Origin of the sequence: Sphingopyxis sp. LC81 (genome assembly GCF_000756375.1) — a bacterium.
GTDB lineage: Bacteria > Pseudomonadota > Alphaproteobacteria > Sphingomonadales > Sphingomonadaceae > Sphingopyxis.
The window spans coordinates 1-26,163 of sequence record NZ_JNFD01000009.1 but is presented as its reverse complement, the minus strand read 5'-3'; the positions used below and the strand labels follow the sequence as shown (position 1 = coordinate 26,163).

General features: G+C 65.6%; 23 protein-coding genes. 11 read left to right on the top strand and 12 right to left on the bottom strand.

Features of this window, described 5'->3' with window-relative positions; translation table 11 throughout:
- Positions 1-26 precede the first annotated feature (26 nt).
- The 5 genes from FG91_RS05345 (at position 27) to FG91_RS05325 (ending at position 5,090) form a co-directional block, all read left to right on the top strand.
- Positions 27-1,034 (top strand): class I SAM-dependent methyltransferase, encoded by a 1,008-nt coding sequence (locus FG91_RS05345; protein WP_081940438.1) that lies wholly within the window; start codon positions 27-29, stop codon positions 1,032-1,034.
- Positions 1,031-1,549: a GNAT family N-acetyltransferase gene (locus tag FG91_RS05340; RefSeq protein WP_037512947.1), complete on the top strand. Its 519-nt coding sequence runs from the start codon at positions 1,031-1,033 to the stop codon at positions 1,547-1,549. Before FG91_RS05345 ends, FG91_RS05340 begins: the two co-directional genes overlap by 4 nt.
- Positions 1,546-2,313, top strand: coding sequence for a peptidoglycan editing factor PgeF (pgeF, locus tag FG91_RS05335; RefSeq protein ID WP_052187331.1), 768 nt, complete (start codon positions 1,546-1,548; stop codon positions 2,311-2,313). The genes FG91_RS05340 and pgeF overlap by 4 nt, the downstream gene beginning before the upstream one ends.
- Before the next feature lie 7 nt (positions 2,314-2,320).
- A complete protein-coding gene (locus FG91_RS05330) occupies positions 2,321-3,727 on the top strand; it encodes an SLC13 family permease (protein WP_037512944.1) in 1,407 nt (468 codons plus the stop codon).
- A 70-nt stretch (positions 3,728-3,797) separates the two neighbouring features.
- Positions 3,798-5,090 (top strand): cystathionine gamma-synthase family protein, encoded by a 1,293-nt coding sequence (locus FG91_RS05325; RefSeq protein WP_052187330.1) that lies wholly within the window; start codon positions 3,798-3,800, stop codon positions 5,088-5,090.
- A 203-nt stretch (positions 5,091-5,293) separates the two neighbouring features.
- On the opposite strand, the gene FG91_RS05320 is transcribed toward FG91_RS05325, so the two are convergent.
- On the bottom strand, positions 5,294-6,013 hold the full coding sequence (locus FG91_RS05320; protein WP_081940425.1) for an HAD family hydrolase: 720 nt from the start codon (positions 6,011-6,013) through the stop codon (positions 5,294-5,296).
- Positions 6,014-6,113: 100 nt separating this feature from the next.
- Here FG91_RS05320 and FG91_RS05315 point away from each other — a divergent pair, with 100 nt between their 5' ends.
- From FG91_RS05315 to FG91_RS05295, 5 genes are all read left to right on the top strand, one after another.
- Positions 6,114-7,220 carry an ABC transporter permease gene (locus FG91_RS05315; RefSeq protein WP_037512941.1) on the top strand — a complete coding sequence of 369 codons (1,107 nt, stop codon included), beginning with the start codon at positions 6,114-6,116 and terminating at the stop codon, positions 7,218-7,220.
- Complete coding sequence (locus tag FG91_RS05310; RefSeq protein WP_081940424.1) at positions 7,220-8,074, top strand: ABC transporter ATP-binding protein; 855 nt, start codon at positions 7,220-7,222, stop codon at positions 8,072-8,074. Before FG91_RS05315 ends, FG91_RS05310 begins: the two co-directional genes overlap by 1 nt.
- A 9-nt stretch (positions 8,075-8,083) precedes the next feature.
- On the top strand, positions 8,084-9,025 hold the full coding sequence (locus FG91_RS05305; protein ID WP_037512940.1) for an MlaD family protein: 942 nt from the start codon (positions 8,084-8,086) through the stop codon (positions 9,023-9,025).
- An 8-nt stretch (positions 9,026-9,033) separates the two neighbouring features.
- Complete coding sequence (locus FG91_RS05300; RefSeq protein ID WP_052187348.1) at positions 9,034-9,633, top strand: ABC-type transport auxiliary lipoprotein family protein; 600 nt, start codon at positions 9,034-9,036, stop codon at positions 9,631-9,633.
- Positions 9,634-9,764: 131 nt separating this feature from the next.
- The gene (locus FG91_RS05295; protein WP_037512937.1) at positions 9,765-10,085 is read left to right on the top strand and encodes a DMT family transporter; all 321 of its coding nucleotides are present in this window, start codon (positions 9,765-9,767) and stop codon (positions 10,083-10,085) included.
- 1 nt (position 10,086) lies between these two features.
- Here the strand turns inward: FG91_RS05295 and pepN are convergent, their stop codons facing one another.
- Positions 10,087-12,678, bottom strand: a complete 2,592-nt coding sequence (gene pepN / locus FG91_RS05290) for an aminopeptidase N (RefSeq protein WP_037512936.1) — start codon at positions 12,676-12,678, stop codon at positions 10,087-10,089.
- 46 nt (positions 12,679-12,724) lie between these two features.
- On the opposite strand from pepN, the gene FG91_RS05285 reads away from it, so the two are divergent.
- Positions 12,725-13,516, top strand: coding sequence for an epimerase (locus FG91_RS05285; protein WP_037512932.1), 792 nt, complete (start codon positions 12,725-12,727; stop codon positions 13,514-13,516).
- Positions 13,517-13,522: 6 nt separating this feature from the next.
- On the opposite strand, the gene FG91_RS05280 is transcribed toward FG91_RS05285, so the two are convergent.
- The 10 genes from FG91_RS05280 to FG91_RS05235 form a co-directional block, all read right to left on the bottom strand.
- A complete protein-coding gene (locus FG91_RS05280) occupies positions 13,523-14,788 on the bottom strand; it encodes a DUF445 domain-containing protein (protein WP_052187329.1) in 1,266 nt (421 codons plus the stop codon).
- Between the two features lie 70 nt (positions 14,789-14,858).
- Complete coding sequence (locus FG91_RS05275; protein ID WP_037513245.1) at positions 14,859-18,275, bottom strand: efflux RND transporter permease subunit; 3,417 nt, start codon at positions 18,273-18,275, stop codon at positions 14,859-14,861.
- A 48-nt stretch (positions 18,276-18,323) separates the two neighbouring features.
- Positions 18,324-19,520 (bottom strand): efflux RND transporter periplasmic adaptor subunit, encoded by a 1,197-nt coding sequence (locus FG91_RS05270; protein ID WP_037512929.1) that lies wholly within the window; start codon positions 19,518-19,520, stop codon positions 18,324-18,326.
- 291 nt (positions 19,521-19,811) lie between these two features.
- Positions 19,812-20,081: a GlsB/YeaQ/YmgE family stress response membrane protein gene (locus FG91_RS05265; protein ID WP_037512927.1), complete on the bottom strand. Its 270-nt coding sequence runs from the start codon at positions 20,079-20,081 to the stop codon at positions 19,812-19,814.
- A gap of 120 nt (positions 20,082-20,201) precedes the next feature.
- Positions 20,202-20,465 (bottom strand): GlsB/YeaQ/YmgE family stress response membrane protein, encoded by a 264-nt coding sequence (locus tag FG91_RS05260; RefSeq protein WP_037512925.1) that lies wholly within the window; start codon positions 20,463-20,465, stop codon positions 20,202-20,204.
- A 1,002-nt stretch (positions 20,466-21,467) separates the two neighbouring features.
- Entirely contained in the window at positions 21,468-22,541 is a 1,074-nt protein-coding gene (locus FG91_RS21305; RefSeq protein WP_081940422.1) for a DUF2853 family protein, read from the bottom strand.
- A 129-nt stretch (positions 22,542-22,670) separates the two neighbouring features.
- The gene (gene nadA, locus FG91_RS05250; protein WP_037512923.1) at positions 22,671-23,660 is read right to left on the bottom strand and encodes a quinolinate synthase NadA; all 990 of its coding nucleotides are present in this window, start codon (positions 23,658-23,660) and stop codon (positions 22,671-22,673) included.
- A gap of 71 nt (positions 23,661-23,731) precedes the next feature.
- Positions 23,732-24,442, bottom strand: coding sequence for a hypothetical protein (locus FG91_RS05245; RefSeq protein ID WP_037512921.1), 711 nt, complete (start codon positions 24,440-24,442; stop codon positions 23,732-23,734).
- A gap of 66 nt (positions 24,443-24,508) precedes the next feature.
- Positions 24,509-25,147 (bottom strand): DUF4230 domain-containing protein, encoded by a 639-nt coding sequence (locus tag FG91_RS05240; RefSeq protein ID WP_052187328.1) that lies wholly within the window; start codon positions 25,145-25,147, stop codon positions 24,509-24,511.
- A complete protein-coding gene (locus tag FG91_RS05235; RefSeq protein WP_052187347.1) occupies positions 25,148-26,065 on the bottom strand; it encodes an MBL fold metallo-hydrolase in 918 nt (305 codons plus the stop codon).
- Positions 26,066-26,163: the final 98 nt, after the last annotated feature.

The following is a 26,163-nucleotide window of genomic DNA, read 5'->3' as shown; positions in this document are numbered from 1 at the left end:
TAAGCCAGATCGCGGCGGCGCGGCCGATGACCGTCGCCGATTTCATCGCCGCGGCGAACGGCCATTATTATGCGACGCGCGACCCGCTCGGCGCCGCGGGCGATTTCACCACCGCGCCCGAAATCAGCCAGATGTTCGGCGAAATGATCGGCATCTGGATCGCCGATCTGTGGTCGCGCGCGGGCAGCCCGGCGTTTCGCTATATCGAACTCGGCCCCGGCCGCGGCACGCTCGCCGCCGACGCGCTGCGCGCGATGGCGCGCTTCGGTTGCACGCCGCAGGGCGTCCATCTGGTCGAGACGAGCCCGACGCTCCGCGCGGCGCAATCGGCACGCCTGCCCGCCGCGATCCATCACGACGATATCGACGACCTGCCCGACGACGGCGCCGCGATCATCGTCGCCAATGAATTTTTCGACGCCCTGCCCGTCCACCAATATGTCCGCACCGACGACGGATGGCGCGAACGCATGGTTGAGCGCGTCGGCGGGCAACTGGCAGCGGTGCCCGGCGATGTGCCCGCCGACGACAGCGTCCCGGAGATGCTGCGGGCCAGCGCCCCGGGAAGCATCGTCGAAACCTCCCCCGTATCGGCGGCGATCATGCAGCGCTGTGCTTTCCGCCTCGCGCGGCAGGGCGGTGCGATGCTGGTGATCGACTATGGCTATCAGGGGCCCGCGGCGGGCGACACGCTGCAGGCGGTGAAGGCGCATCAATTCACCGATCCCTTCGTCGATCCGGGCGAGGCCGACCTCACGACGCATGTCGACTTCACCGCGCTTTCCGATGCAGCCAGGCGCGCCGGCGTCGGTATCGCCGGCCCGGTCGGCCAGGGCGCATGGCTTCAGGCGCTCGGCATCGACGCGCGGCTGAAGGCGCTGACGAACGCGGCGCCCGACCGCGCCGGCGAACTCGCGGGCCAGCGCGACCGGCTTGTCGCGCCGCAAGCGATGGGCGAATTGTTCAAGGTCATGGCTGCCTGTGCCCCCGGCTGGCCGCGACCCGAAGGTTTCGGGGCAAAGGCAGCAGCATGACCACCATCACTCTCGCGCGCGACGAAGATGTCGGCGAACTGACCCTGTTCGCGAGCAATTCCTTCACCCACACGTTCGGGCATATTTACGACCCGGCCGACCTCGCGGCCTTCCTCGCCGGCTGGAATCCGCCCGAGCGCCTCCGCGCACAAATCGCCGACCCCGCCTGGGCGATCGCCCTCGCCCACGACGACGATGGCGCGATCACCGGCTTCATCAAAATGGGGCCGATCGATTTCGACCTGCCCGAAGGCCAGCCGCTCGACGACGCGACCGAGCTGCACCAGCTTTATGTCGGGGAGGCCGCGAAGGGCAAAGGCATCGCGGTGGCGCTGACCGACTGGGGCATCGCATGGGCGCGCGAACGCGCGTCGATCCTCTATCTTTCGGTCTTTACCGAAAACCCCCGCGCACAGGCCTTTTACCGCCGCTATGGTTTTGTCGATGTCGGCCGCAACGCCTTCCGCGTCGGCAACCACATCGACGAGGATCGCATCTTCCGGCTCGACCTGTGAGCGCGCCCTTTGCAAGCGCGGCGACGCTGGCGGGCGTCGCGCACGGCTTTTTCGGCCGCCGTGGCGGTGTCTCGACGGGCGAACTTGCCTCGCTGAACTGCGGCCTCGGCTCAGGCGACGATCCTGCGCTGATCACCGAGAACCGGCGGCGCGTGGCCGACGCCGTGCTTCCGGGCGCAACGCTGACCGGACTGTATCAGGTTCACGGCAATCGCTGCGTGATCGTCGATGCCGACACCGACCTTGCCGCGCGGCCCGAGGCCGATGCGCTCGCGACGCGGACGCCCGGTATCTTGCTCGGCATATTGACCGCCGACTGCGTCCCGGTGCTGTTCGCCGACCGTGAGGCCGGGGTCGTCGGCGCCGCGCATGCGGGCTGGAAGGGCGCAATTGCGGGCGTGACCGATGCGACGCTGGCCGCGATGGAAAGCCTTGGCGCCAGCCGCGCCAATATCGCCGTCGCGATCGGGCCGTGCATCGCGCGCGCCTCCTATGAGGTCGACGAGAATTTCGTGCAGCGCTTCGTCGCCGACGATCCGGCGAACGAGCGCTTTTTCGCAGCGGGCAAGCCCGGCCATGCGATGTTCGACATCGCCGCCTATGTCGCGGCGCGGCTCGCCGCGGCGGGCGTGACGCGAATTGCCATCGGCGGACAGGACACCTATGCCGAGGGGCAAGATTATTTCAGCTATCGCCGCGCGTGCCATAAAGGGGAAAATTCCTATGGCCGCCAATTGTCGGTGATCGGACTGGCGGGAGGATGAGGGGCCGATGACGCGCACGCGCTGGTTGGGGTTGATCGGCGGGCTCGTCGTCTTTTGCTTGATGCTTTTGGCTCCGGCGCCCGCCGGGATGGAGACCACCGCCTGGCGCGTCGCCGCACTGACCGTGCTGATGGCGATCTGGTGGATGACCGAGGCGCTGCCGCTGACCGTCACCGCACTCATGCCCTTCCTCACCGTGCCCGCCTTCGGCGTGATGGATGCGAATGCGATCGCGAAGGAATATTATTCGCCGATCCTGTTCCTGATCCTCGGCGGCGCCTTTCTGGCGCTCGCGATCGAGCGCGTCGGGCTGCACCGACGGCTCGCACTCGCGCTTCTGAAACGTGCCTCGCCCACCGCCTCGGGCCTGCTCTTTGCCTTCATGACGGCGACCGCGCTGCTCAGCATGTTCATTTCGAACACCTCGACCGCGCTGATCATGATCCCGATCGCACTCGCAGTCGTGCGCGCGGGCGGCGTGCAAGAGGGCGAGACCGGGGGTTTCGCAGGCGCGGTGATGATGGGCATCGCCTTTGCCGCCTCGATCGGCGGGCTCGGCACACTCGTCGGCAGCCCGACCAACGCCATCGCAGCGGGACTCATCGAAAAAGCGCTGGGACTTCGCATCTCGTTTCTCGACTGGGCGATCTACGGTGTCCCCATCGTCTTGCTGTCGACCCCGATCGCGATGGGAATTCTCGCGCGCGTTCAGCGGCTTGCCGATCATCCCTTCGACGGCACGGCCGCCGCCGCCGCGCTCGGCCATCAGGCGATCTGGTCGACCGCCGAGCGCCGCGTCGTCCCGATCTTCCTAGTCGTGCTCGTCGCGTGGATCGCGCAGCCCTGGCTCGAACCGATGTTGCCCAAGGGCGCGCTGACCGACGGCACGATCGCCGTTGCGGGCAGCCTGTTGCTCTTCATCCTGCCCGACGGCACCGGCCGGCCCTTGCTGCTCTGGAAGGAAGCCGACCGCGCGCCATGGGGCGTCATCATGATGTTCGGCGGCGGCCTTGCGCTCGCCGCCGCGATCACCGCAAGCGGGCTCGCCGCCTGGCTCGGCGCGGTGCTCGCACCGCTCGGCAGCGTGCCAACGATCCTGCTCGCCGCGACCATCGTCGCGCTCACCATCCTGATCACCGAGTTCGCGAGCAACGTCGCGACCGCAAGCGGGATTATGCCCGTGCTCGCGGCGCTGATCGCGGCGACCGGCGTCGATCCGATCCTGCTTGCGCTTCCCGTTGCGATGGCGGCGAGCTGGGGCTTCATGCTGCCGTCGGGAACCGGTCCGAATGCGCTTGCGTGGGCGACGGGTCATATCGCACTGCCGCGCATATTGAAGGCGGGGCTCACGCTCGACATTATCGGCGTTCCGCTGCTGATCGGGGTGATCTGGTCCATCGCGATGATCGGGTGATCCCGCGCAATATAGTTTCGAACGAAACCGGCGTGCTATACAGGGTCCCAACATCTCAAGGAGCATCCCCATGGCCATGCGCGGCAAACCCAAGAACAACACCAAGAAAATCGGCGATCGCGACCTCAGCCCCGCCACGCTGATGATGGGACTCGGCTATGACCCCGTGCTCTCCGAAGGCTCGTTGAAGCCGCCGATCTTCCTGACCTCGACCTTCGCGTTCGAAAGCGCGGCCGCGGGCAAGCGCTTCTTCGAACATATCACCGGCAAGCGCGAAGGCCCCGCCGATGGCCTCGTCTATTCGCGCTTCAACGGCCCGAACCAGGAAATCCTCGAGGACCGCCTCGCGGTCTGGGACGGCGCCGACGACAGCCTCGTCTTTTCGAGCGGCATGTCGGCGATCGCGACCCTGCTCCTCGCACTCGTCGGCCAGAATGACGTGATCGTCCATTCGGGCCCGCTCTATGCCGCGACCGAAACGCTGATCGCGCGCATCCTGTCGCGCTTCGGCGTCAGCTTCGTCGATTTCCCCGCCGGCGCGACGCGCGAGGAAATCGACGCCATTCTGGCCCGCGCGCAGGCGCTCGCCGATGAAAAGGGCGGCAAGGTCGCGCTCGTCTATCTGGAAAGCCCCGCGAACCCGACCAACGCGCTCGTCGATGTTGAGGCGGTGCGCGCCGCGCGCGACGCCGCTTTCCCGGGCGAGCAGCAGCCGCCGATCGCGATCGACAACACCTTCCTCGGCCCGCTGTGGCAAAAGCCGCTGAAGCAGGGCGCCGAACTCGTCGTCTACAGCCTGACCAAATATGCCGGCGGCCATTCGGACCTCGTCGCGGGCGGCGTGTCGGGCGACCAGCGCCTGCTCAACATCATCCGCCCGATGCGCAACACGATCGGCACGATCTGCGACCCCAACACCGCGTGGATGCTGCTGCGCAGCCTCGAAACGCTCGAACTGCGCATGAGCCGCGCGGGCGAAAATGCGTTGAAGGTCTGCACTTTCTTGCGCGATCATCCGAAGGTCGACGGGCTCGGCTATCTCGGCTTCATTCAGGACGCGCGCCAGAAGGATATTTTCGACCGCCATTGCACCGGCGCCGGGTCGACCTTCTCGCTGTTCATCAAGGGCGGCGAGGCCGAGAGCTTCCGTTTTCTCGACGCGCTGAAGATCGCCAAGCTCGCGGTCAGCCTGGGCGGCACCGAGACGCTCGCCAGCCATCCCGCCGCGATGACGCATCTGTCGGTTCCCGACGAGCGCAAGAAGGCGCTCGGCATCACCGACAATCTGGTGCGCGTCTCGATCGGTATCGAGGATCCCGACGATCTGATCGCCGACTTCGCGCAGGCATTGGACGCGGTTTGACCGAAGCCCTCCCCCTTGATGGGGGAGGCAGCGAGACTTGGCGATGCAATCGCCTAGTCGCAGCGGTGGGGGTGAGGTCGCTGGCGTAGGCCGATGCCTGCAACCTCACCCCCACCCAACCAGCATTCGGGTGAACAGCGCCCCGCGCTGTTCAGGCCATGCCGGGGGCATGGCCGACCCGATGCTCCCATCAAGGGGGAGGGCTATCTCTTCGTCCGCCAGTCGACGACCTGCCAGCCCATTTGCGGGGCGAGCAATTTCAGCTTGCGCGACGGCGTCGTCGCCACCGCCTCGTCGGCAAAATGCAGCATCGGATGATCGGAGACATGATCCGAATAAGCGCGGATATGCGCCCGGTCGCGGGTGATGTCGTTGGCCGCCATCCAGCCGTCGATCCGCGCGAACTTCGCCTCGCCATAGCAATTGTCACCCGCTAGCCGCGCGTGGATATGGTCGGCGCCATCGGGCTCGTCGAGCTGCGTCGCGAGCACATCGTCGATCCCCAGCCGCCGCGCGATCGCATCGACATAAAGATGGAACGACGCCGTCGCGAGCAGCAGCCGGTATCCCGCTTCGCGGTCGGCGGCGATCTGTTCGAGCGCGGCGGGATGCAGCCCACGCGACACCACCTTGTCGGCATAGCTTTCGGCGAGCGGCGCGATCTCAGTGCGACGAAAGCGCTTGCCGACAAGCAGCCTGAGGTTGATCGCCTTCAGCCGCGATCGGTCGATCAGGCGCAGCGAATAGGCCGCCCCTGCAAGCCCGACCAGCGGCAGCAGCAAGAGCCGCCATTGCTGGCGCCGCTGCGCAACATGCATAAGGAAGCCGCTGTAAGTCCCTGAACGCGTTATCGTCCGGTCCATGTCGTACATCGCGACGCGGTGCGCATAATCGGGGATCGGCGTGGCGAGCGGGTCTTCCATCGCTCACCCATAGTGTGACCCGGCATGGCGGCCAAGGCCCGGCAAGCTAAACCATGGATTCACTTGCCGTCGTGGGGCAAATAAGACAATGTCCCGCACGATGGTTGCCAGGGCGGATTTCGAACATAGCGACGGTGCCGAGGGTGCCGAAGTTCGCTTCACCGGCCGTCTGACGCTCGCGCGTCTGGGTGACGTTCCCGCGCGTCTCGATGCGCTGGGTCCGATCGCGACGCTCGACCTGTCGGCGCTCGAACGCATCGACACCGTCGGCGCCTGGATCGTGACGCGCACCGCCAAGGAACATGGTTCGAAGGTCGTCGGCGCGAGCGAAGAAGCGCAGCGCCTGCTCGAGGCACTCGCCAGCGACAAGAGCGAATATCGCGTCCACCGCGATCGCCGTCCGGGCTGGGCGCGGATGCTCGAACAGGTCGGCCATGCCAGCGTCGCGATCTGGCACGAACTGCTGGGCATCGTTGGCTTTTTCGGCGCAATGATCGTCGCGCTGGGCATCCAGATTCGCGCGCGCCGCCGCCTCCGCTGGAATGCGGTCGTGATGCGTTTTCAGGCGGTCGGTGTCGACGCCCTCCCCATCATCGGCCTGATGAGTTTCCTGATTGGCATCGTCATCGCGCAGCAAGGCGCGGTGCAGCTCGAACAATTCGGGCTCGAGGTGTTCACGATCAACCTCGTCGGCCGCGCCTCGATCCGCGAACTCGGCTTGCTGATGACCGCGATCATGGTCGCGGGCCGATCGGGATCGGCGTTCGCGGCGCAGATCGGCACGATGAAGCTGACCGAAGAGGTCGACGCGATGCGCACCATTGGCGTATCGCCGATGGAAGCCATCGTCCTGCCGCGCGTCGCCGCCTCGACGATCACCATGCCGCTGCTCGGCTTCTATGCGAGCATTTGTGCGATCATCGGCGGCGGCGTCTTCTGCTGGATCGGGCTCGAAATCCCGCCGCTCACCTATATTCAGCGCTTGCGGGAAATCATCCCGATGACCGATTTTTACATCATGCTGATCAAGGCCCCGGTGTTCGGCATCTTGATCGGCGTCACCGGCTGTTACGAAGGCATGCAGGTCCGCCAGGACGCCGAGGAAGTCGGCAAGCGCACGACGTCGGCCGTGGTCGCCGCGATCTTCCTCGTCATCGTCCTCGACGCGATGTTCGCCGTCTTCTTCTCTTCGCTGGGATGGAATTGATGAGCGAAGAGATCGAACAGGAGATCGAGGAAGAACTCGCCGCCGCCGACGCGGTGCGGCCCGAAAAGTTCGACGAGGCCATCTGCATTCGCGGCCTGAGGAACCAATTCGGCGACGCGGTGATCCATGAGGATCTCGACCTTACCGTCCGTTCGGGCGAAATCCTCGGCGTCGTCGGCGGATCGGGCACCGGCAAATCGGTGCTGATGCGTTCGATCATCGGCCTCCAGACGCCGGCCGCGGGCGAGATCGAAGTCTATGGCAAGACGCTCGACACGATCGCCAATGAAGAGGAATCGCGCGACTTGCGCCGGCGCTGGGGTGTGATGTTCCAGGGCGGCGCACTCTTTTCGACGCTGAGCGTCGCGGAGAATATCCAGGTTCCGCTGCGCGAATATTATCCGCGGCTCGACCAAAGGCTGCTCGACGAGATCGCCGCGTACAAGGTCGCGATGGTGGGCCTGCCCCCCGATGCCGGCCCCAAATTTCCGGCCGAACTGTCGGGCGGGATGGTCAAGCGAGCCGGGCTTGCCCGCGCGCTCGCGCTCGACCCGGCGCTGCTCTTTCTCGACGAACCGACCGCAGGCCTCGACCCGATCGGCGCCGCGAAGTTCGACGAGCTGCTTCGCGGGCTCGCCGACACGATGGGCCTGACCGTCTTCCTGATCACCCACGACCTCGACACGCTTTATGCAACCTGCGACCGCGTCGCGGTCTTGGCGGAGAAGAAGGTGATCGCGGTCGGCACCATCCCGGAACTGCTTGCCACCGAGCATCCGTGGATACAGGATTATTTCAACGGGCCACGCGGCCGTGCAGCGGCAAGCGGGAACCAAACCGCGAAGCGCCGATAGGAACAGCTGATGGAAACACGCTCAAACAACGTCCTCGTCGGCGCTTTTGTCCTCTTCTTTACTGCGGCGCTCGCCTTTTTCGTGGTCTGGCTGGCGAACGACAGCGGCGGCGACAAGCGCGAATATGATATATTCTTCAAACAGTCGGTCGACGGCTTGAACAAAGGCGCCGCGGTGCAATTCTCCGGCGTTCCCGCAGGCCAGGTCCGCGAAATCGCGCTGTGGCCGGAGGACCCGCAATTCGTCCGCGTCCGGATCGAGGTGAATGAGGGCGTCCCCGTGCTGCAAGGCACGACCGCCGCGCTCGAGGGCGTCGGCTTTACCGGCGTGTCGCAAATCTCGCTCGATGGCGCGGTCAAGGGCGCGCCGCCGATCACCGACAAGGGCCCCGCGGGCAAGCCCGTGATCCCGACGCGCGTCGGCGGCCTCGGCGAACTGCTCAATACCGCACCGCAATTGCTCCAGCGGCTGTCGACGCTGACCGAGCGGCTGGCCGAACTCGCCGACGACGAGAATCAGGCGAGTCTTCGCGGCATCCTCAACAATGTCGAGGCGTCGACCGCGATCCTCGCCCGCAACGGCCCGGCAATCGAACGTGCGCTCGCCGACACGCGGATCGCGATCCAGCAGACGGGCGTGGCCGCCGAACAGATCGGCAACCTCGCCGCATCGGCGCAAGGAACGATCGACCGCAACGTCGATCCGGCGATGGCGAACCTGCGCGACACGCTGAAATCGGCCAACGCATCGATGGCGACGCTGGAAGGGGCGATCGCCGATGCGCGGCCCGGGCTCAAGACCTTCAGCGAAACAACGATTCCCGAAGCCAATGCGCTGATCCGCGATCTGCGCCGCACCTCCGCCTCGCTGTCCAGCCTGACCGACAAGCTCGACCAGCAGGGCGCGGGCGCGGTTCTCGGCGGCAGCCAGCTGCCCGACTACAAGAAATGAGGATGCCCATGATGCGAACATTCCGCGCCCCGCTGGTTGCCGTCATCGCGGCTGTGACGCTCTCGGGCTGCATCGGGCTCGGCGGCAAGACCCCGCCCTTCCTGCTGACGCTCGACGCCGACGCCGCGCCCGCCGCCGGGGGTGCACGCACCGCGGCCGAAGCCGCGACGCTGACGATCCTGATCCCGACCGCCCCGCAAAAGCTGCGCACGACGCGCATCCCGGTGCAGCAGGACGGATCGAGTGTCGCCTATGTCAAGGACGCGCAATGGGTCGAGGCACCGTCGCGCCTGTTCCAGCGGCTCGTCTCCGAAACCGTGTCGGCGCGCACGACGCGCGTCGTGCTCGACGAGGGGCAATATCTGACCGCCCCGGGCGAGCAGCTGGCGGGGCAGCTGATGGAATTCGGCGTCGATGCCGCGACCAACGAGGCGGTCGTCGTCTATCAGGCAATGCTGGTGTCGGCGGGCGGAAAGACGGTGACGCAGCGCCGCTTCGAAGCGCGCGAGGCGATCGGCGGCAAGGTCGAAGCCAAACCGGTCGGCGAGGCGCTGACCCGCGCCGCGAACAAGGTCGCGGGCGAGGTCACGGGCTGGCTGGGCGGCTAGTCCCCCTGCCCATTGCCATTTCGTGCCGCTGCGCCTAGAGGGCGCCGCATCAACCTGTTCCTGCGCAGCCTCTTCCGGGTTTCCGGCTGCGTCCTTTCCTTTCGAGCCCGCTGACTTGAAAGGACTATGCCATGGCGTGGGTCATCCTCGCGATCGCCGTTGTTACCGAAATCATCTGGGCGCTCAGCCTGAAATGGGCCGCGACGCTCGGGACCTGGCAGGCATCGGTCGTTCCCGTCTCGCTCAGCTTTTTGAACATGGCGCTGCTGGCGTTCGCGATGCGCGGGATCTCGGCCGGGACCGCCTATGCGATCTGGACCGGTCTCGGCGCGGTCGGCGTCATCATCGGCGGCATTTTTTGGTTCGGCGAGAAGGTGAACGCGGTCCAGATCGGCTTCATGGCGCTGATCGTCATCGGCGTCGCCGGGACCAAGCTGTTTTCGACGACCTGATCTAGCCGAGCAGGCTTTTCGACGCCTGCTCGGTCACGTCGCGCGACAGGCCGGGCTGCGCGAGAATGCGCTCGAGCTCGGCCTTCATCAGCGCCTGCCGTCCCTCGTCGAACCGTTTCCAGCGACCGAGCGGCGGGATCATTTTCGCCGCGGTCTGCGGGTTCTTGGGGTCGAGCGCGATGACGAGGTCGGCGATCAACTTGTAGCCCGCGCCGTCGGCTTGGTGAAACGCCGCCTGATTGCCCGTCAGCGCGCCGTAGAGCGAGCGCACGCGGTTGGGGTTGGCGAGCGTGAAGTCAGGGTGCTGCGCCAGCGCCTTCACCGCATCGACGGTGTCCGCGCGCATCGACCACGCCTGCACCTGAAACCATTTGTCGAGCACGAGCGGATTGTCGCGATAGCGCTGATAAAAGATGTCGAGCGCCGCCACCCGCTCGTCGCTGTCGCCATGCGCGAGCGTCGCGAGCGCCGCCTGCCGCTCGGTCATGCCGTCGGCGTCGGAGAAGATGCCGAACGCGAGCGTCGGGGCATCGTCAGCCCCCGTTGCGGCCAGATAGGCGAGCGCGACACCGCGCAGGCGGCGGCCGCCCTTGGCCGTGCTCGACAGGTCGGTCGCGGGCGGCGCGCTGCCCGCAAGGATCGCGCGCCATTTCGTCTCGAGCACGGCGCCGATCGCCGCCTGCAAGGCGAGCCGCTCGCGGCGGATCGCATCGGGATCGACCGTGACCATCTGGTCGCCGATAAAGGCTTCGCTCGGCAGCAGCACCGCCTCGGCGACGAAGGCGGGGTCGCTTGCCGCGCCGGCGAGCGTCTGGTCGACCGCGTCGATCACCGCCTGATTGTCGCCCGTCTTGCCCGATACCGCGGCAACGAGCGTGTCGAGCATCAGCTGCTGCAACGCCTCATAGCGCGCGAACGGGTCGTCGTCGTGCGCAGCGAGCCAGGCGAGTTCGCCGGGGCCGCGCTCGAAATCGACGATGATCGGCGCCGAAAAGCCGCGGTTGACCGACAGCGCCGGGCGCGCCGCAAATGTGCCGAGCGCGATGCGCTGCGTCGCGCCGGTCACGGTGACCAGCGTGTCGGCGAGCGCATCGCCGCTGCCGTCCATCGCAAAGGCCGCGAGGCGGAGCGGCATCATCATCGGCTGCTTCTCGGGCTGGCCGGGCGTCGGCGGCACCGTCTGCACGATATCGAGCGACCAGTGACCCCCCTCTTCGGCCAGCGACAGCTTGAGCCGCGGCGTCCCCGCCTGCTCGTACCAGCGGCGGAATTGCGCAAGGTCGATGCCCGCGCCTTCCTCGATCGCGCGCACGAAATCCTCGCACGTCGCGGCCTCGCCGTCGTGGCGGTCGAAATAGAGGTCGGTGCCTTTGCGGAAGCGGTCGGGGCCGACCATCGTCGCCATCATGCGGATGATCTCGGCACCCTTGTTATAGATGGTCGCGGTATAGAAGTTCGAGATTTCCTGGAAACTGTCAGGGCGGATCGGGTGTGCGAGCGGCCCCGCATCCTCGGGAAATTGTGCCGCGCGAAGCAGGCGGACATCCTCGATCCGCTTGACCGGGGGCGATCCCATGTCGGCCGAGAAATTCTGGTCACGAAAGACGGTGAAGCCTTCCTTCAACGAAAGCTGGAACCAGTCGCGGCAGGTGACGCGGTTGCCCGACCAATTATGGAAATATTCGTGCGCGACCACGCCCTCGACCCCGTCATAATCGACGTCGGTCGCGGTGTCGGGGTCGGCGAGGATATAGCGGGTGTTGAAGATGTTGAGCCCCTTATTCTCCATCGCCCCCATGTTGAAATCGCTGACCGCGACGATGTTGAACAGGTCGAGGTCATATTCGCGGCCATAGACGCGTTCGTCCCACGCCATGCTGTCCTTCAGCGCCTGCATCGCATGGCCGGTGCGATCCTGATCGCCGCCCCGCACCCAGATGCCGAGTTCGACCTCGCGCCCTGACATCGTCGTGAAGCTATCCTTGTTGACGACAAGGTCGCCGGCGACGAGCGCGAAGAGATAGGAGGGTTTCGGCCACGGATCTTCCCACAGCGCCCAATGATCGCTCCCCGCTTCGCCCTGATCGACGCAATTGCCGTTCGACAGCAGGATCGGGAACGCGGCCTTGTCGCCTTGCATCCGCACCTTGTAGCGGCTGAGCACGTCGGGGCGGTCGGGGTGGAAGGTGATGCGGCGAAAGCCCTCGGCCTCGCACTGGGTGCAGAGCAGCCCGCCCGACGCATAAAGCCCCGACAGCTGGGTGTTCGACGCGGGGTCGATCACCGTATCGACCTCGACCGTCGCCGCGGTGCGCTCGCCGAGATCGACGATCAGGTCGCTGCCATCCATCCGCCAGTCGTTCCACACCTCGCCATCGACGCGCACCGCCGCCGGGGTCAGCCCGTCGCCGCGCAGCAGCAGGGGCACCGGCGCATCGGCCTGGCGCACGACCGACAGCGCCGCGCCGACCTTTGTCGCGTCGATCCCGAGCGCGAAATCGAGCGCGATGTCGGGGATCGACCAATCGGGCGCAAGATAATCGCTGCGATGGATGGTGACGGGAATGGCGGGGGTTGAGGAGGCATCGGTCATGCCATCGGTCTAGGCATAGCGCGGCGGACGCGCAATAAGGCGCGCGATGGGACAGATGCTGATTTTCGGAATGGGCTATGCCGCGAGCCACCTCGCAGGCCGTCTACGCGCACGCGGCTGGGAGGTGGCGGGGACGACGCGGGACGGGCGCGAGGGCAGCATCGCCTTTGCCGACGAGGCCGCGGTGCTTAGCGCGCTGCGCAGCGCCACGCACATATTGTCGTCGGTGCCCCCGGTCGACGGCGCCGACCCCGTGCTCGCGCGCTATGGCGACGCCATTGCCCTCGCCGCAGCGAACTGGGTCGGCTATCTGTCCTCGACCGGGGTCTATGGCGATGCGGGCGGCGCGTGGGTCGACGAAAGCGCGCCCATCAGAGGCCGCCGTCCCGACCGCAACACCGCCGACGCGGCTTGGGGAACGCTGCGCAGCGACGTCCGCATCTTTCGCCTGCCCGGCATCTACGGCCCCGGCCGCTCGATCCTGGATCGCATCGCCGAAGGCCGCGCGCATCGCATCGACTTGCCCCGGCAGGTCTTCAGCCGGATTCATGTCGATGACATCGCGAGCGGCGTGATGGCGTCGTTCAGGGGACCGGAGGGTGTCTATAATCTGGCCGATGACGAGCCGTGCCATCAGAATGCGTTGGTCGAATGGGGGTGCGCTATGCTCGGCGCGCCGCTGCCGCCGTTGCTATCGCTGGAGGATGCCGGCCTGTCGCCCGCTGCCCGCGCCTTCTATGCCGAGAACCGCCGCGTTGCGAATGGCAAGGCGAAACGTTTGCTTGGCTGGACTCCACGCTATCCAAGTTTCCGCGAGGGGCTAGCGAGCCTTATCTAAAGGAACTCAGATCAGCACATCCACCGTATGGATCAGCACGCCCACCAGCCCGCCGACCAGCGTGCCGTTGATCCGGATATATTGCAGGTCGTCGCCAACGGCATTTTCCAGCCGGTCCGTGATCGTCTTGGCATCCCAGCCGCGGATCGTGTCCGACACCAGCCTGAGCGCCGTCTCACCATAGCTGTCGACGACGCCGACTACGGCGCGGCGCGCATAGCGGTTGAGCGTACGCTTGATCCCCGCATCCTCGCCGAGCATCGCGCCGAACTGCGTGACGAGTTCGCCGATCCGTCCCGCGAGCATCGTGTCGGGGTTGCGCGCGGCCTTGAGCAGCGCGGTGCGGCCCTGTTCCCAGAGGCCGTCGAGCCAGCGCTTGACCGCCTTATTCTCGAGCAGCTCGTCGCGGACTTTGGCGACCTTCGCCTTCACTTCGGGGTCGTGCTGCAGGTCGAGCGCCATTTTGGCGAGCCCTTCCTCGACGCGGATGCGCAGCGGGTGCGTCTCGTCGACCGCCATTTCGCTGAGCAGCTTCGACAGCCCCGCGACGATGCGGTTCGAGATGCTTTCATCGAGCCCGGTGAAGCGCACGATCGCGTTACTATTGTCGTGCACCATCTGGTGGATCAGATGCTCGTTGAGTTCGAGCGTCTTCGACCCCCATTTGACCATCGCATCGAGCAAGGGCTGGTGCCGTCCCTCGGCGAGTGCGGCCTGCAGCGCCTGGCCGAGCAAAGGTGCGACGTCGAGTTCGCGCAGCCGGTCGGCGATCGCCGATTTGACGATGCCGCCGAGGCGCTGCTGGTCGAGCGCGCCCAAACCGTCGGCGATGATCCGCGACGCGCCGAGCCGCAGCCGCCCGCCGCCCTCGCCCGGTTCGGACAGGAATTTGCCGACCGCGCCCGCAACATCGACCGTCTGCATCTTGCGCGCGACCAGCCGCGGCAGCAGGAAATTGGTGAGCAGGAAGCGCGCCAGCGTGTCGCCGATACGGTTCTTGTTACGCGGGATGATCGCGGTGTGCGGGATCGGCAGCCCCATCGGGTGGCGGAACAGCGCGGTGACCGCAAACCAGTCGGCAAGCCCGCCAACCATCGCCGCCTCGGCAAAGGCGCGGACGAAGCCGACCGCGGGATGGACGTCCTGATAATATTTCGCGCCGAGAAAGACGAACGCCATGACGATGAGCAGGCCCGTCGCGACGACGCGGATATTCGATCCCCTCGCCGGGATGGCGACGCCAATCGGCCGGGAAAGCGTGCGGTCGGTCATACGAACCAAATGGCGAAATGCCGCAAAGGTTGCAACCGGCGCAGTCGCTTACCGCGCCGGCTCGCCCCCATTATTCTGCCGGTTCGGGCGCGGGCGCCCCGTGCGGTTTGGTATCGTCGCCCTTGCGATAGGTCAGCAGGTTGCTCGAGAAGAAGCGGCCGAGGCGCTTTTCGATGCTGTCGGCAAGGCTGAAGCCCGCGGGAACGATCAGCAGCGTCAGCAGCGTCGACAGGATCAGGCCGCCGATCACGACGACGCCCATCGGCGCGCGCCAGGCGCCGTCGCCCGACAACGAAATCGCGGTCGGCACCATGCCCGCGACCATCGCGACGGTGGTCATCACGATCGGCTGCGCGCGCTTGCGCCCCGCGTCGAGCAGCGCCGCGTTCTTCTCGACACCATGGTCCATTTCCTCGATCGCGAAATCGACGAGCAGGATCGAGTTTTTCGCGACGATGCCGAGCAGCATCAGCAAGCCGATATAGACGGGCATCGAGATTTCCATGCCGGTGATCAAGAGGCCGAGCAGGCCGCCCAACGGCGCGAGCAGCAACGACGACATATTGACCAGCGGCGACAGGAAGCGGCGATAGAGCAGCACCAGCGTCGAGAAGACCAGCAAGAGCCCCGACACGACCGCGATCATGAAGTTGGTGATCAGTTCGGCCTGCCACTTCTGATCGCCCTGCACGACCTTGCGAATGCCCTGCGGCATCGCCTTGATCGCCGGCAGCGCATCGATCTTTTTCTGCGCATCACCGGTCACGAGGCCCGGCGCGAGGTCGGCACCGATCACGATGCGCCGTGTCTGGTTATAGCGGCGCAGTTCGGTCGGCCCGGCGCCAAAACCGATCGAGGCGACCGATTTCAGCGGCACCGTCGTCCCGCGCGCTGTGGGGACGGGCAGATTCTCGATCGTCGCCAGCGCGCGACGCGAATCTTCGGACAGGAGCACGCGGATCGGAATCTGGCGGTCGGACAGCGAGAATTTCGCTGCATTCTGGTCGATGTCGCCGATCGTCGCGATGCGGATCGTCTGGCTGAGCGCCGAGGTGGTCACACCCAGTTCGGCGGCGAGGTCCATCCGCGGGCTGACAATGATTTCAGGGCGCGGAATGTCGCCCTCGATCCGCGGCGAGCGCACTTCCTTGAGCTTTTCCATCTGCGACACGATCAGGCGCGCATGCTTCTCTAGCGCGACCGGATCGTCGCCGCCGATGACCATCGTGATGTCGCGGCCAGAGAAACCGCCCGACTGGCTCTGGAAGGTCACGCGCGCGTCGGGGATCGCCGCCATTTGCGGCTGCAGGCTGCGCTCCCATTCGACGCTGGTAACTTCGCGCTTCTTTTTCAGCGTGATGTAGACACCGCCGTCGTTGACGTTGACCTCGTAAAAGGCGTTTTCGACATTCTTGTCCTTCGACAGGATCGCGTTGATCTGGTTCGAGATATGCTCGCTCTGCGCGAGCGTCGAGCCCGGCGGCAGTTCGTAGCGGATCTGGCTGTAGTCGCTGTTGATCGTCGGCTGGAACTGCTGCGGCAGGACCCACAGCAGAAAGACGCTCATCGCGAGCGACGCGGCGCCGATCCCAACGATCCAGACGCGATGGTCGAAAAGACGGGCATAGGCACGCTGGACCATGAACTTCGCCCAGTTGGTGAAGCCCCATTCGCGCATTCCGATGAGCCATGCGAGGGCGCCGAGCAGGATGACGATCAGGCTGATGCCGAGATAGGCCAGGATCGCATCGACGGGCGTCTTCAGCAGGAAATACATCGCGGTGTTCGGCGCGTCCTGCCCGACCGGCACCGGCTGAAAATAGGCGTAAATCGCATAAAGGACCGACAGACCGGCGAGCACCAGCGGAACCGCCAGATAGGCGAGCTTCGTCCGATGCGCCTCGTACCGCGCGCGCACCGCGTGATGCTTGCTGTTGTCGAGCGTCCATTTGAGAAGGCGCTCATAGCGGTCGACCCACGGGCCCGAGGCATGATCCTGCTCGCCCTGCGCCGACAGGAAATAGGCGGCGATCATCGGCGTGATCATGCGCGCGACCGCCAGGCTGACGAGCACCGCGAACACGACGGTCATGCCGAACTGGATGAAGAACTGACCCGAAATGCCCGGCATCAGCGCGACGGGCAGGAAGACCGCGACAATCGACATCGTCGTCGCGACAACAGCGAGGCCGATTTCGTCGGCGGCATCGATCGACGCCTGATAGGCGGTTTTGCCCATTCGCATATGCCGGACGATATTCTCGATCTCGACGATCGCATCGTCGACGAGCACGCCGGCCACAAGGCTGAGCGCAAGCAGCGACAGGCCGTTCAGCGAAAAGCCCATCATGTCCATGAACCAGAAGGTGGGGATCGCCGACAGCGGGATCGCGAGCGCGCTGATCAGCGTCGCGCGCCAGTCGCGCAAAAAGAGGAACACGACGACGACCGCGAGGATCGCGCCCTCAATCATCGCGAGCATCGAGCTGCGATATTGCTCCTTGGTATATTCGGTACGCGTGAAGAGGATCTTGAATTCAACCTGCGGATTCGTCTTCTTGATCTCGGCGAGCTTCTTCATCGTCTCGTCGTGGATCGTGACGTCCGAAGCGCCCTTCGCCTTTTCGATCGAGAAGCTCAGCACCTGCCGGCCGCCGATTTTCGCAAGGTTGCGCTGTTCGGCGTAGCCGTCGGTCACGGTCGCGACGTCGGCGAGGCGGATGGTGCGGCCGCTGCCGATCGATATGCGCGTTTCGCCGAGCTGGAAGGCGTTTTCGGCGTTACCCAGCACGCGCACCGCCTGTTCCGATCCGGCGATTTCGGTGCGCCCGCCCGCGGCGTTGACGTTCACCTGGCGCAATTCCTGGTTCACCTGGCTCGCGGTGAGGCCATAGCTTTGCATGCGCGCGGGATCGAGGATGACGCGGATTTCGCGATTGACGCCGCCCGAACGGCTGACCTTCGCCATGCCGGGGATCGAGAGCAGTTCCTTGGCGATGGTATTGTCGACGAACCAGCTCAATTGCTCGAGCGTCATATCCGACGTTTCGACGGCGAAATAGGTGATCGGGCCGCCGGCGGCGTCGACGCGCACGACTTGCGGTTCAAGAATGCCTTCGGGCAGGTCGCTGCGGATCTGCTGCACCGCCTGGTTGACGTCGTTATAGGCGCGGTCGATCGGGGTGCCGATCGCGAACTGCACCATCGTGCGGCTGTTGCCCTCGGCGACATAGGACGACAGTTCGTCGACCCCGCTGACCGCGCGCACCGCGGCCTCGACACGCTGGGTGACCTGCGTCTCCAGTTCGGACGGCGCCGCGCCGGGCTGTACCACGACGACCTGGACCATCGGGAATTCGACGTCGGGATTGTCGTTGACGTCCATCCGGTTGAAGCTGACGACACCTGCCAGAAGAAGCAGGATGAACATCACGATCGGCGGCACCGGATTGCGAATGCACCAGGCGGAAATGTTGCGAAAGCTCATGATCAAACGCCCTTGTGCACTGAATCTCTACGCGCGCCGCTCAGCCGGTTATTGCGACGATTTCTGTACCACCGGCTTCACCTTGTCGCCGGGGTTGAGGAAAGCGCCCGCAAGCGCGACGACCTTTTCGGTGCCGGTCAGGCCCGACGCGATCGACACGCCACCGTCGGTGACGGTCCCGACCTTCACCGGGCGGCGCTGGATCGTGTTATTGGCATCGACGACCAGCACGAAATTGCCTTCGACACCGCTTTGCACCGCGCTTTCGGGCAGCAGCGGCGCTTCCGCCGTGCCGGCGATCAGGCGCGCGTCGGCAAAGCCGCCCGGACGCAGCGCCTCGCTGTACGGAACCGCGATGCGGACCGTGCCCTGACGCGTATCCATGTTGATGACCGGCGACTTCTGCCAGACCTGCCCTGCGATGCTGACATTGCTGCCCACCGGGGTGATCGTCGCACGCGTGCCGACATTGACGCGGGCCAGATCGGCCTCGGCCATCTGGGCCAGCATTTCCATCTCGCCGCCGCGAGCCATGCGGAACAGAATCCCGCTGCCGGCGCCGACGATCTGGCCCGGTTCGACCTGACGCGTCAGCACGAGGCCCGCGGCGGGCGCGACGATATTGAGGCGATCGTTGCGCGCGGTCGCCTCCGCATATTGCGCCTGCGCGACGCGAACGCGCGCGTTGGCGGCGTCGCGCGTCGCGCGCTTGCGATCCATGTCGGCCTTGGAGATGAACCCGCGCCCGACGAGCGCCTGCGCGCGTTCGAGTTCGGCCTGCGCCAGATCGGCATCGGCCCGCGCGACGCGGATCGACGCGGCGAGGCTCGCGGCCTGCTGCGCCTGGACCGAGCGGTCTATGACCGCGAGCGTCTGGCCCGCGCCGACCCACTGGCCGGGTTCGACAAGGACGCGAAGGACCTGTCCGCCTTCTCCCGCGACACCGACGGGCATTTCGCGGCGCGCCGCGATCGTGCCGTTGGCGGAAATCGCCGCCTCGACCGAAACGCGGCCAGGGATGACCACGGTGACGTTCGGGGCAGCCGCGCCGCCCTGTCCTTCGCCCTCGGCGGCCGCGCCCTTGCTCTGCGTGAAGGCGTAATAGGTGGCCGCCAGCGCGAGCGCGATCAGCACCAGTGCGGCGATCAGGAACGTCCGCTTGCGCCGGCTGTCGCTCGCGTCTTCATAAAAGCTTTGTGTGCCCGCCAGGCTGTCCATCACATCCACTTTCCGCTCGTAGTTCACGCCGAAAACCCTCCCTGCCTTGCGCGGCATCATGCTGCGGCAGGCGCAAGCGCGCCTGTCCCCTCGACCCCGCACGACAGGATCAATCCACTGCGAGGTGTATTACCTAATTAAATCACCACTGGCAAGAGGCGAAACTTCGCCATCCCCCCTGCGCCCCGGATCGCGGCTCATAGACTTGTCTTCGTGCAATTTCCAGTGGTTACCGCCATGAAAAAGGGCGGCGCGCCCTGCGGCGGCCACCCTTTTCTTCCGGACCGGTCCGAACGGCCGGCCGTTATCGGCAGGCGGTCAGCGGACCCGGCCGCGCCGCACGAGGTTGACGATCCCGAGCAGGATCACCGCGCCGATGAAGGCGGTGAGCAAGGTCATCGGATCAAAGGCGTCGCCGCGCAGATGTCCGCCGCCCAGGAAGCTGCCGAACAGCAAGCGGCCGAGGATCGACCCGACACAACCGACGATGATGTTGAGGAAGATGCCTTGCTGAGCGTCGGTGCGCATCACGATACTGGCGAGCCAGCCGATGATGCCGCCCATGATGATAGCGATAATCCAAGTCATAAGATGACCCCCTACGATCGATGTTGGCGCCTGACCCTGCAGGCCTCGCATTGGTAACCCAAATATTTGATATCGCCTAGCAGAATGGCGGCGGCGCGATCCCCCCCCCCCCCACGCCGTTCAGCGGACGCTGCCGCGCCGTACCAGGTTGACGATGCCAAGCAGCACCACCGCGCCGATAAACGCCCACAGCAGCCCGATCGGGCTGAAGGTGTCGAGGCTCGCCCCCATGCCGAAAAAGCTGCCGAGGAAGTTGCCGAGAAACGCGCCGACGATGCCAACAACGACATTCAGGATGATGCCCTGCTGCGCATCGGTGCGCATGACGATACTCGCCAGCCAGCCGATAATGCCGCCGACGATCAACGTGATGATCAGACCCATGATTTTCCCTTCCCTGAACCGGCCGGGCGAGCGCCGATGCCCGGCGACCATGCGAACGTCCGGTCGCGCCCGGACATCGTTTCAACGATGATCAAAGAATGCGGGTCGGGAGCGAAAGGTTCCCGGCCGGCCCGCGGGGGCTCGGCCGGGAAAGTGGGATCAGTTCCTGATCGGGAACGTCTCCGGGTCGCAAGACGCCACTAAGCAGCCGCGTTTGACGCTGATGTGACGAAAATCACAGGGGTGAAAATAAATGGGATGGGGATGCGGCCTGCGGCAAAGGCGCGGCCATGATGCGGGGCATTCCGGCGGCCGCGCATACGAAATGGGGGCCGACATCGCTGCCAACCCCCACTATCCGGCTTTGCCCCACGCACTCCGCCTCACTTCATCCCGGTCCGCTTCTCTTGCGATCAGCAGCCCGCAAAACGATGCGTTGCGGCGCACGCCGGAACAATCCGGCGACGGTTTGGTCGGCCCCCTTTCGGGGGCCGGCCGCACCTGGAAAGCCCTTCATCATCTCTTCTTGCATCCGCCGAAGCGGTCGCTGTCCAAGCGATGGACTGCATTTCCTGTACCCGATCGGGTCCGTATCAACTCGTGGGAATCGCTACGTTCCGTGATCAGGCTACCGGTCGATTTCCTCGTCAATCCGTCCGTTCTCTTCTGGCTAGTCTTGCAACTACCCTTGATGTCCCGGTGGTCTGCGTCTCTGTCGTCCGATGATTTGAAGCTGACATGAAGCTTCGGGCCCGCCAACCAAAAATGCGCGAAAAGCCCCCAGGACCCGCCTGCGCTTGTGGATAAGTCCGGCATTAGCAACAAGCGGATTCGCTGCAGCATTTTTGTAACAGCGATGCAGCATTTTCGGATTCAGAATCCGAACCGACTCGCGGGCACCACCATCCGGTCGACGTCGATTTTCTTGCCCGCGAGTCGCGACTCGACATAAAAAAAGCGGGACCCGGAGGCCCCGCTCTCTTTTTCCTGCCGGGCCGAAGATCAGCCTTTGACGGTGATCTCGACGCGGCGCGCCGCCGAATTGTCGGTGCCCGTCGTCGTCGTCTCGGCTGGCTTTTCAAGCACGACCTTGTCGGCCGGGAAGCCGAGCTTCTCGAGCGCCGCCTTGACGCTCTGCGCGCGGTTCTTCGACAATTCGGCGTTGGCGGCCGCATTGCCCGTCGGGTCGTTATAGCCCGATACCGCGAGCGTCGCGGCCGGGTTGCTGTCGAGATAGGCTTTCACCGCCGACGCCGCTGTCGTGAGATCGTTCGACACCTCCGATTTGCCGGTGTCGAAATAAACCGTCAGCATCGGCTTGCCCTCGCGGTCCGCCGCGACGACGCCGGCGCCCTCGGGGACGGCGGCGACGGGCGCGGTTGCCGTATCGGCGGGTGCGACCGTCTCGCTGATCGCGGTCTCGTCGGTGGCCGGGGCAACCGCGGCGTCCTGTTTCGAACAATAGCGGAGGCCGAAGAACAGCAGCGCCGCGAGAGCGAGCAAAAGCAGAAGCCAGGGCAGCCAGCCCATGCCGCCGCTCTTTTCGCCGTCATCGCTCGAATAGGCGGTCTGCGGGCTTGCCGCGGTCGGCGCCGGATCCGCCGGCGGCGGGGCCGCAGCGGCGGGAATGGCCGATGCGCCAGCCGGGCCCGCCGCTGCCAGCGGAACGGCCGAGCTATCGTCGTCCTTGCCGGAATCGCCGTCCAGCCCACCGGCGGCGGCGAGCCCTGCGGCAGCGCCCGCGGCACCAGCCGCGCCGCCAAAGAGCGTGAGCAGGCCGAAATGCTGCGCGAGGAGATAATAGACGGTGACGCGGTTCTTGGTCCGGTCCTCCTTCATCCGTTCGCCAACGCCGGCGATCGCTGCATCGAGCGTCGCGTCATCGTCGGTCAGCCCCAGTTTTTTCTTGAGGAAATTTTCGCGGACGCGGTCGGTTTCTTTTGTGTCGGAAAAGGAAACAAGCGAGGAATCGCGGTTTCTGAGGGCGATGCCGAGATATTTGACGATCGCCGACACCACATTTTCGTCGGCGTCCGCGACATATTTCCTGACATCCGCCAGCCAATCTTCTGCCATGCGATTTTCCTCCTGCTTAGACGCAAGGGTTCGTCGTCGGACGCTCGCACGGGGGGCGAGACTCGCGTCTTAGGAGGCGGAACTTATATCATTTTCCGCGAAAGCAAACCTCGCGGCAGGAAATCGGGGCTAGCGCTTGCCGAGATCGCCCTGGCCGACCGTGCCCGACGCCATTTCGAGCATCCGGTCGAGGCTCTTGCGCGCGGCGAGGCGGAGGCCCTCCTCCATCTCGATCTGCGGCTTCAAATCGCGCAGCGCGATGTAGAGCTTCTCCATCGTGTTGAGCGCCATATACGGGCAGATGTTGCAGTTGCAGTTGCCGTCGGCACCCGGCGCGCCGATGAAATTCTTCTCGGGCAGCGCGAGTTCCATCTGGTGGATGATGTGCGGCTCGGTCGCAACGATCAGCGTGTCGCCGGGGAAGCTCTTGGCGAACTGCAGGATGCCGCTCGTCGAGCCGACATAGTCGGCATGGTCGACGATGTGCGGTGGGCATTCGGGGTGTGCCGCGACGGGCGCGCCCGGGTGCTGCGCCTTCAATTTGATCAGCTCGGTTTCGCTGAACGCTTCGTGGACGATGCACACGCCCGGCCACAGCAGCATCTCGCGCCCGAACTTGCGGTTGAGATAGCCGCCGAGATGGCGGTCGGGACCAAAGATGATCGGCTGGCTTTCGGGGATCTGGCTGATGATCGTCTCGGCGCTCGACGAGGTGACGATGATGTCGCTGAGTGCCTTCACCGCCGCCGAGCAGTTGATGTAGGTCAGCGCGATATGGTCGGGATGCTTTTCGCGAAAGCGCTTGAACTGTTCGGGCGGGCAGCTGTCCTCGAGGCTGCATCCCGCGTCCATGTCGGGCAGGATGACGATCTTTTCGGGGCTGAGAATCTTCGCGGTCTCGGCCATGAACTTTACGCCGCAGAAAGCGATGACATCGGCGTCGGTGTCGGCGGCCTTGCGCGACAGCTCGAGCGAATCGCCGACGAAATCGGCGAGGTCCTGAATCTCGGGCTTCTGGTAATAATGCGCGAGGATGACGGCGTTGCGTTCCTTGCGCAGGCGCTCGATTTCGGCGCGCAGGTCGAGGCCCGAGAGATTCTCGCGAATGGGAGCAGTCATCGCTTTTCCTTATATGGCTTTTGCCTTGGCGCACCCCCTACACCGCGGACCGCGGCAGGGCAATTCGGCGATCAACCGGCAAGCCGCTCCGCGAGCGCGATGACAGGGGGCGTCATCGCCAGGAGATAGATGGTGACGCGCACCGCGATGACAATCGCCGCGATCGCTTTTGTCGCGGGATGGACGCGGCCGAGCGTTCGCCGGTCGTACAGCGCGACGATGCCGACCACGCCAAGCTGGATCAGCCCGATCGGAATGTCCGACCAGCCGATCATCAGCGGCATCGGCAGGATGCGGCCGAGCGCGGGTTCGAGGATGACGATCGTCGCGCCGATCATCAGCCGCCGGTGCCACGCGGTTGTATGGCGCCGCCGGACCGCCGCCCACACCATCAGACCGAAGACCAGTGATTCGACAGTCGTGAGCGCGAGGAAATAAGGCGGCGTGAAGAAGGGCGGAAAGCGGTTCAGCACCAGCGATGCGACGCCGGTAAAAATTCCGAGAGCGGTGATGAACAGCGCGAGCCCTGCGCCGATCCATCCGAGCCGCCGGTGGAGCGCGAGATTATCGCGCGAGACGAGTGTCGGCTGGACGATCAGCAGCGCAAGCCATGCCAGCATCGCCACTCCGTGCAGATGCACCCAGAAAGGCGCCGCGATCGGATCGACGAAGCCCCTCAGCGCGAATTGCAGAAAACCAAAGACGATGAAGATCGCAAGGCCGATCGCCATGCGATGCCAGAAAAGTTCGGCGCGCGCGGCGCCCTCCGCGGTGCTAGCCATGCCTGTTCCCCCCTGCCCGACCGGGAGCGAGGATAGCGCAGCCTCGAAACTACGGAAAGCGGGGATTTACCCAGCCGGCGCGTCGGCGAAGCGCGCGGTCACCTTGGCGTCGATGCCCGCGGCCTTTAGCGGCATCGCGAAGCTCTGCTCGACCGCGGTCCGCGCCGCGCCCTGCGCAAGGCGCATCGGCGTCGCGCCCTTCGCCTGCGCGATCAGCTCTTCCTGCGCGCGCTTGCGGTTCGCGGCGTCGAGCGTGCGTTCGGCGTCGGTCAGCGTCAGCAAGATCTCGCCGTCACGATATTCGCTGATCGCGTCGATATCGATCTCCGGTCCCGCGAGCCGCAGCGGCGGCAGCGTGACGGTGAGCGCGTTGGTAGTCGCATCCCAGTCGAGGTCGGACTGCTTCAATTTGCCGAGGTCGAGTTCGTAGCGGACCGTGCCCGGCATGATCAGCGTCTTCTTGGCGCTGAACCCCATCCGGCTCTGCGTCGAGGTCACCACCGCGACATAGCGCGCGGTGAAGGGCACCAGCACATTCTGTTCCTGCAGGCCCTGCAGGCTCGCGGCGACGACGGTTTCGGGATCATAGCCCTTTTGCCAGTCCTGCCAGGCGGCGACCGCCCACCAGACGGCGACGAGCAGCAGCGCCGCGGCGGCGAGCAGGATCAGGCGGGGCGCAAGGCGCGCAGCGGAAGCGGAAGTCATTCAGGCAAGTTCCCATTCTTCGTCATGCGCACGCACGATCCCGCGCGTCTGAAGGTCGATCAGATGCGCGAGCACCGAGCGGCCGGCGGCGCCATTGAGCCGCGGGTCGAGCCCCTTGTACATATGCTTGACCATGTCGGGGATGACGTTCGTCCCCTTTTCGAGTTCGCGCAAGATCTGCCGCTCGCGCTGCTTGCGGTGACCGAGCATGCCGCGCACCAACTGCCGCGGCTTGGTCACCGCGGGGCCGTGCGCCGGATAATAGACACGGTCCTCGCGGTCATAGAGTTTCGACAGGCTCGCCATATAGGCCGCCATATCGCCGTCGGGCGGGCTGACGACGCTGGTCGACCAGGCCATGACATGATCGCCGGTGAACAGCGCGCCGCTTTCGACAAGTCCGAAGCAGAGATGGTTCGAGGTATGGCCCGGGGTCGCCACGGCTTCGAGGGTCCAGCCGTCGCCCGAAATGCGCTCGCCATCGATCAGCACGCGGTCGGGGGCATAATCGGGGTCGAACGCCGAATCGGCGCGCGGCCCGTCGTCACGCAAGGCAAGCGGCGCGCAGCCGACGATCGGCGCGCCCGTCGCTTCCTTCAGGGGCGCCGCGGCGGGGCTATGGTCGCGGTGCGTGTGGGTACAGAGGATCGCGGCAACGCGCTGGCCCTCGGTCGCGCGCAGGATCGCGTCGACATGGCCGGTGCCGTTGATGTCCGCCGGGTCGCCGATGCTGAGCCCCGAACCCGTCGGCCCCGGATCGATCACCGCGACGTCGCTCCCCGCGCCTACGATCCACGTCTGGGTTCCGGTGAAGGTATAGGGCGACGGGTTCGGCGCAAGCACGCGCCGCACCAGCGGCTCATGCTGCTCGCACTCGCCGGCACGGATGCTGTCGGGCCAGGGCTTTTCTTCGCTCATGCCGCCCATGTGGCATCGCACGTGCCTGAGGAAAAGGGACAGGCGCGAAAAAGCGCACGCGAAAAAAGGGAGCGGCATGCGCCGCCCCCTTCCCCGCC

What these genes read in the sequence shown, in the direction of transcription:
- FG91_RS05345 (WP_081940438.1), top strand. Translation starts at nt 27, where the DNA reads ATGACCGTCGCCGATTTCATCGCCGCGGCGAACGGCCATTATTATGCG.
- FG91_RS05340 (WP_037512947.1), top strand. Translation starts at nt 1,031, where the DNA reads ATGACCACCATCACTCTCGCGCGCGACGAAGATGTCGGCGAACTGACC.
- FG91_RS05330 (WP_037512944.1), top strand. Translation starts at nt 2,321, where the DNA reads ATGACGCGCACGCGCTGGTTGGGGTTGATCGGCGGGCTCGTCGTCTTT.
- FG91_RS05325 (WP_052187330.1), top strand. Translation starts at nt 3,798, where the DNA reads ATGGCCATGCGCGGCAAACCCAAGAACAACACCAAGAAAATCGGCGAT.
- FG91_RS05320 (WP_081940425.1), bottom strand. Translation starts at nt 6,013, where the DNA reads ATGGAAGACCCGCTCGCCACGCCGATCCCCGATTATGCGCACCGCGTC.
- FG91_RS05315 (WP_037512941.1), top strand. Translation starts at nt 6,114, where the DNA reads ATGGTTGCCAGGGCGGATTTCGAACATAGCGACGGTGCCGAGGGTGCC.
- FG91_RS05310 (WP_081940424.1), top strand. Translation starts at nt 7,220, where the DNA reads ATGAGCGAAGAGATCGAACAGGAGATCGAGGAAGAACTCGCCGCCGCC.
- FG91_RS05305 (WP_037512940.1), top strand. Translation starts at nt 8,084, where the DNA reads ATGGAAACACGCTCAAACAACGTCCTCGTCGGCGCTTTTGTCCTCTTC.
- FG91_RS05300 (WP_052187348.1), top strand. Translation starts at nt 9,034, where the DNA reads ATGATGCGAACATTCCGCGCCCCGCTGGTTGCCGTCATCGCGGCTGTG.
- FG91_RS05295 (WP_037512937.1), top strand. Translation starts at nt 9,765, where the DNA reads ATGGCGTGGGTCATCCTCGCGATCGCCGTTGTTACCGAAATCATCTGG.
- pepN (WP_037512936.1), bottom strand. Translation starts at nt 12,678, where the DNA reads ATGACCGATGCCTCCTCAACCCCCGCCATTCCCGTCACCATCCATCGC.
- FG91_RS05285 (WP_037512932.1), top strand. Translation starts at nt 12,725, where the DNA reads ATGGGACAGATGCTGATTTTCGGAATGGGCTATGCCGCGAGCCACCTC.
- FG91_RS05280 (WP_052187329.1), bottom strand. Translation starts at nt 14,788, where the DNA reads ATGACCGACCGCACGCTTTCCCGGCCGATTGGCGTCGCCATCCCGGCG.
- FG91_RS05275 (WP_037513245.1), bottom strand. Translation starts at nt 18,275, where the DNA reads ATGAGCTTTCGCAACATTTCCGCCTGGTGCATTCGCAATCCGGTGCCG.
- FG91_RS05265 (WP_037512927.1), bottom strand. Translation starts at nt 20,081, where the DNA reads ATGACTTGGATTATCGCTATCATCATGGGCGGCATCATCGGCTGGCTC.
- FG91_RS05260 (WP_037512925.1), bottom strand. Translation starts at nt 20,465, where the DNA reads ATGGGTCTGATCATCACGTTGATCGTCGGCGGCATTATCGGCTGGCTG.
- FG91_RS21305 (WP_081940422.1), bottom strand. Translation starts at nt 22,541, where the DNA reads ATGGCAGAAGATTGGCTGGCGGATGTCAGGAAATATGTCGCGGACGCC.
- nadA (WP_037512923.1), bottom strand. Translation starts at nt 23,660, where the DNA reads ATGACTGCTCCCATTCGCGAGAATCTCTCGGGCCTCGACCTGCGCGCC.
- FG91_RS05245 (WP_037512921.1), bottom strand. Translation starts at nt 24,442, where the DNA reads ATGGCTAGCACCGCGGAGGGCGCCGCGCGCGCCGAACTTTTCTGGCAT.
- FG91_RS05240 (WP_052187328.1), bottom strand. Translation starts at nt 25,147, where the DNA reads ATGACTTCCGCTTCCGCTGCGCGCCTTGCGCCCCGCCTGATCCTGCTC.
- FG91_RS05235 (WP_052187347.1), bottom strand. Translation starts at nt 26,065, where the DNA reads ATGAGCGAAGAAAAGCCCTGGCCCGACAGCATCCGTGCCGGCGAGTGC.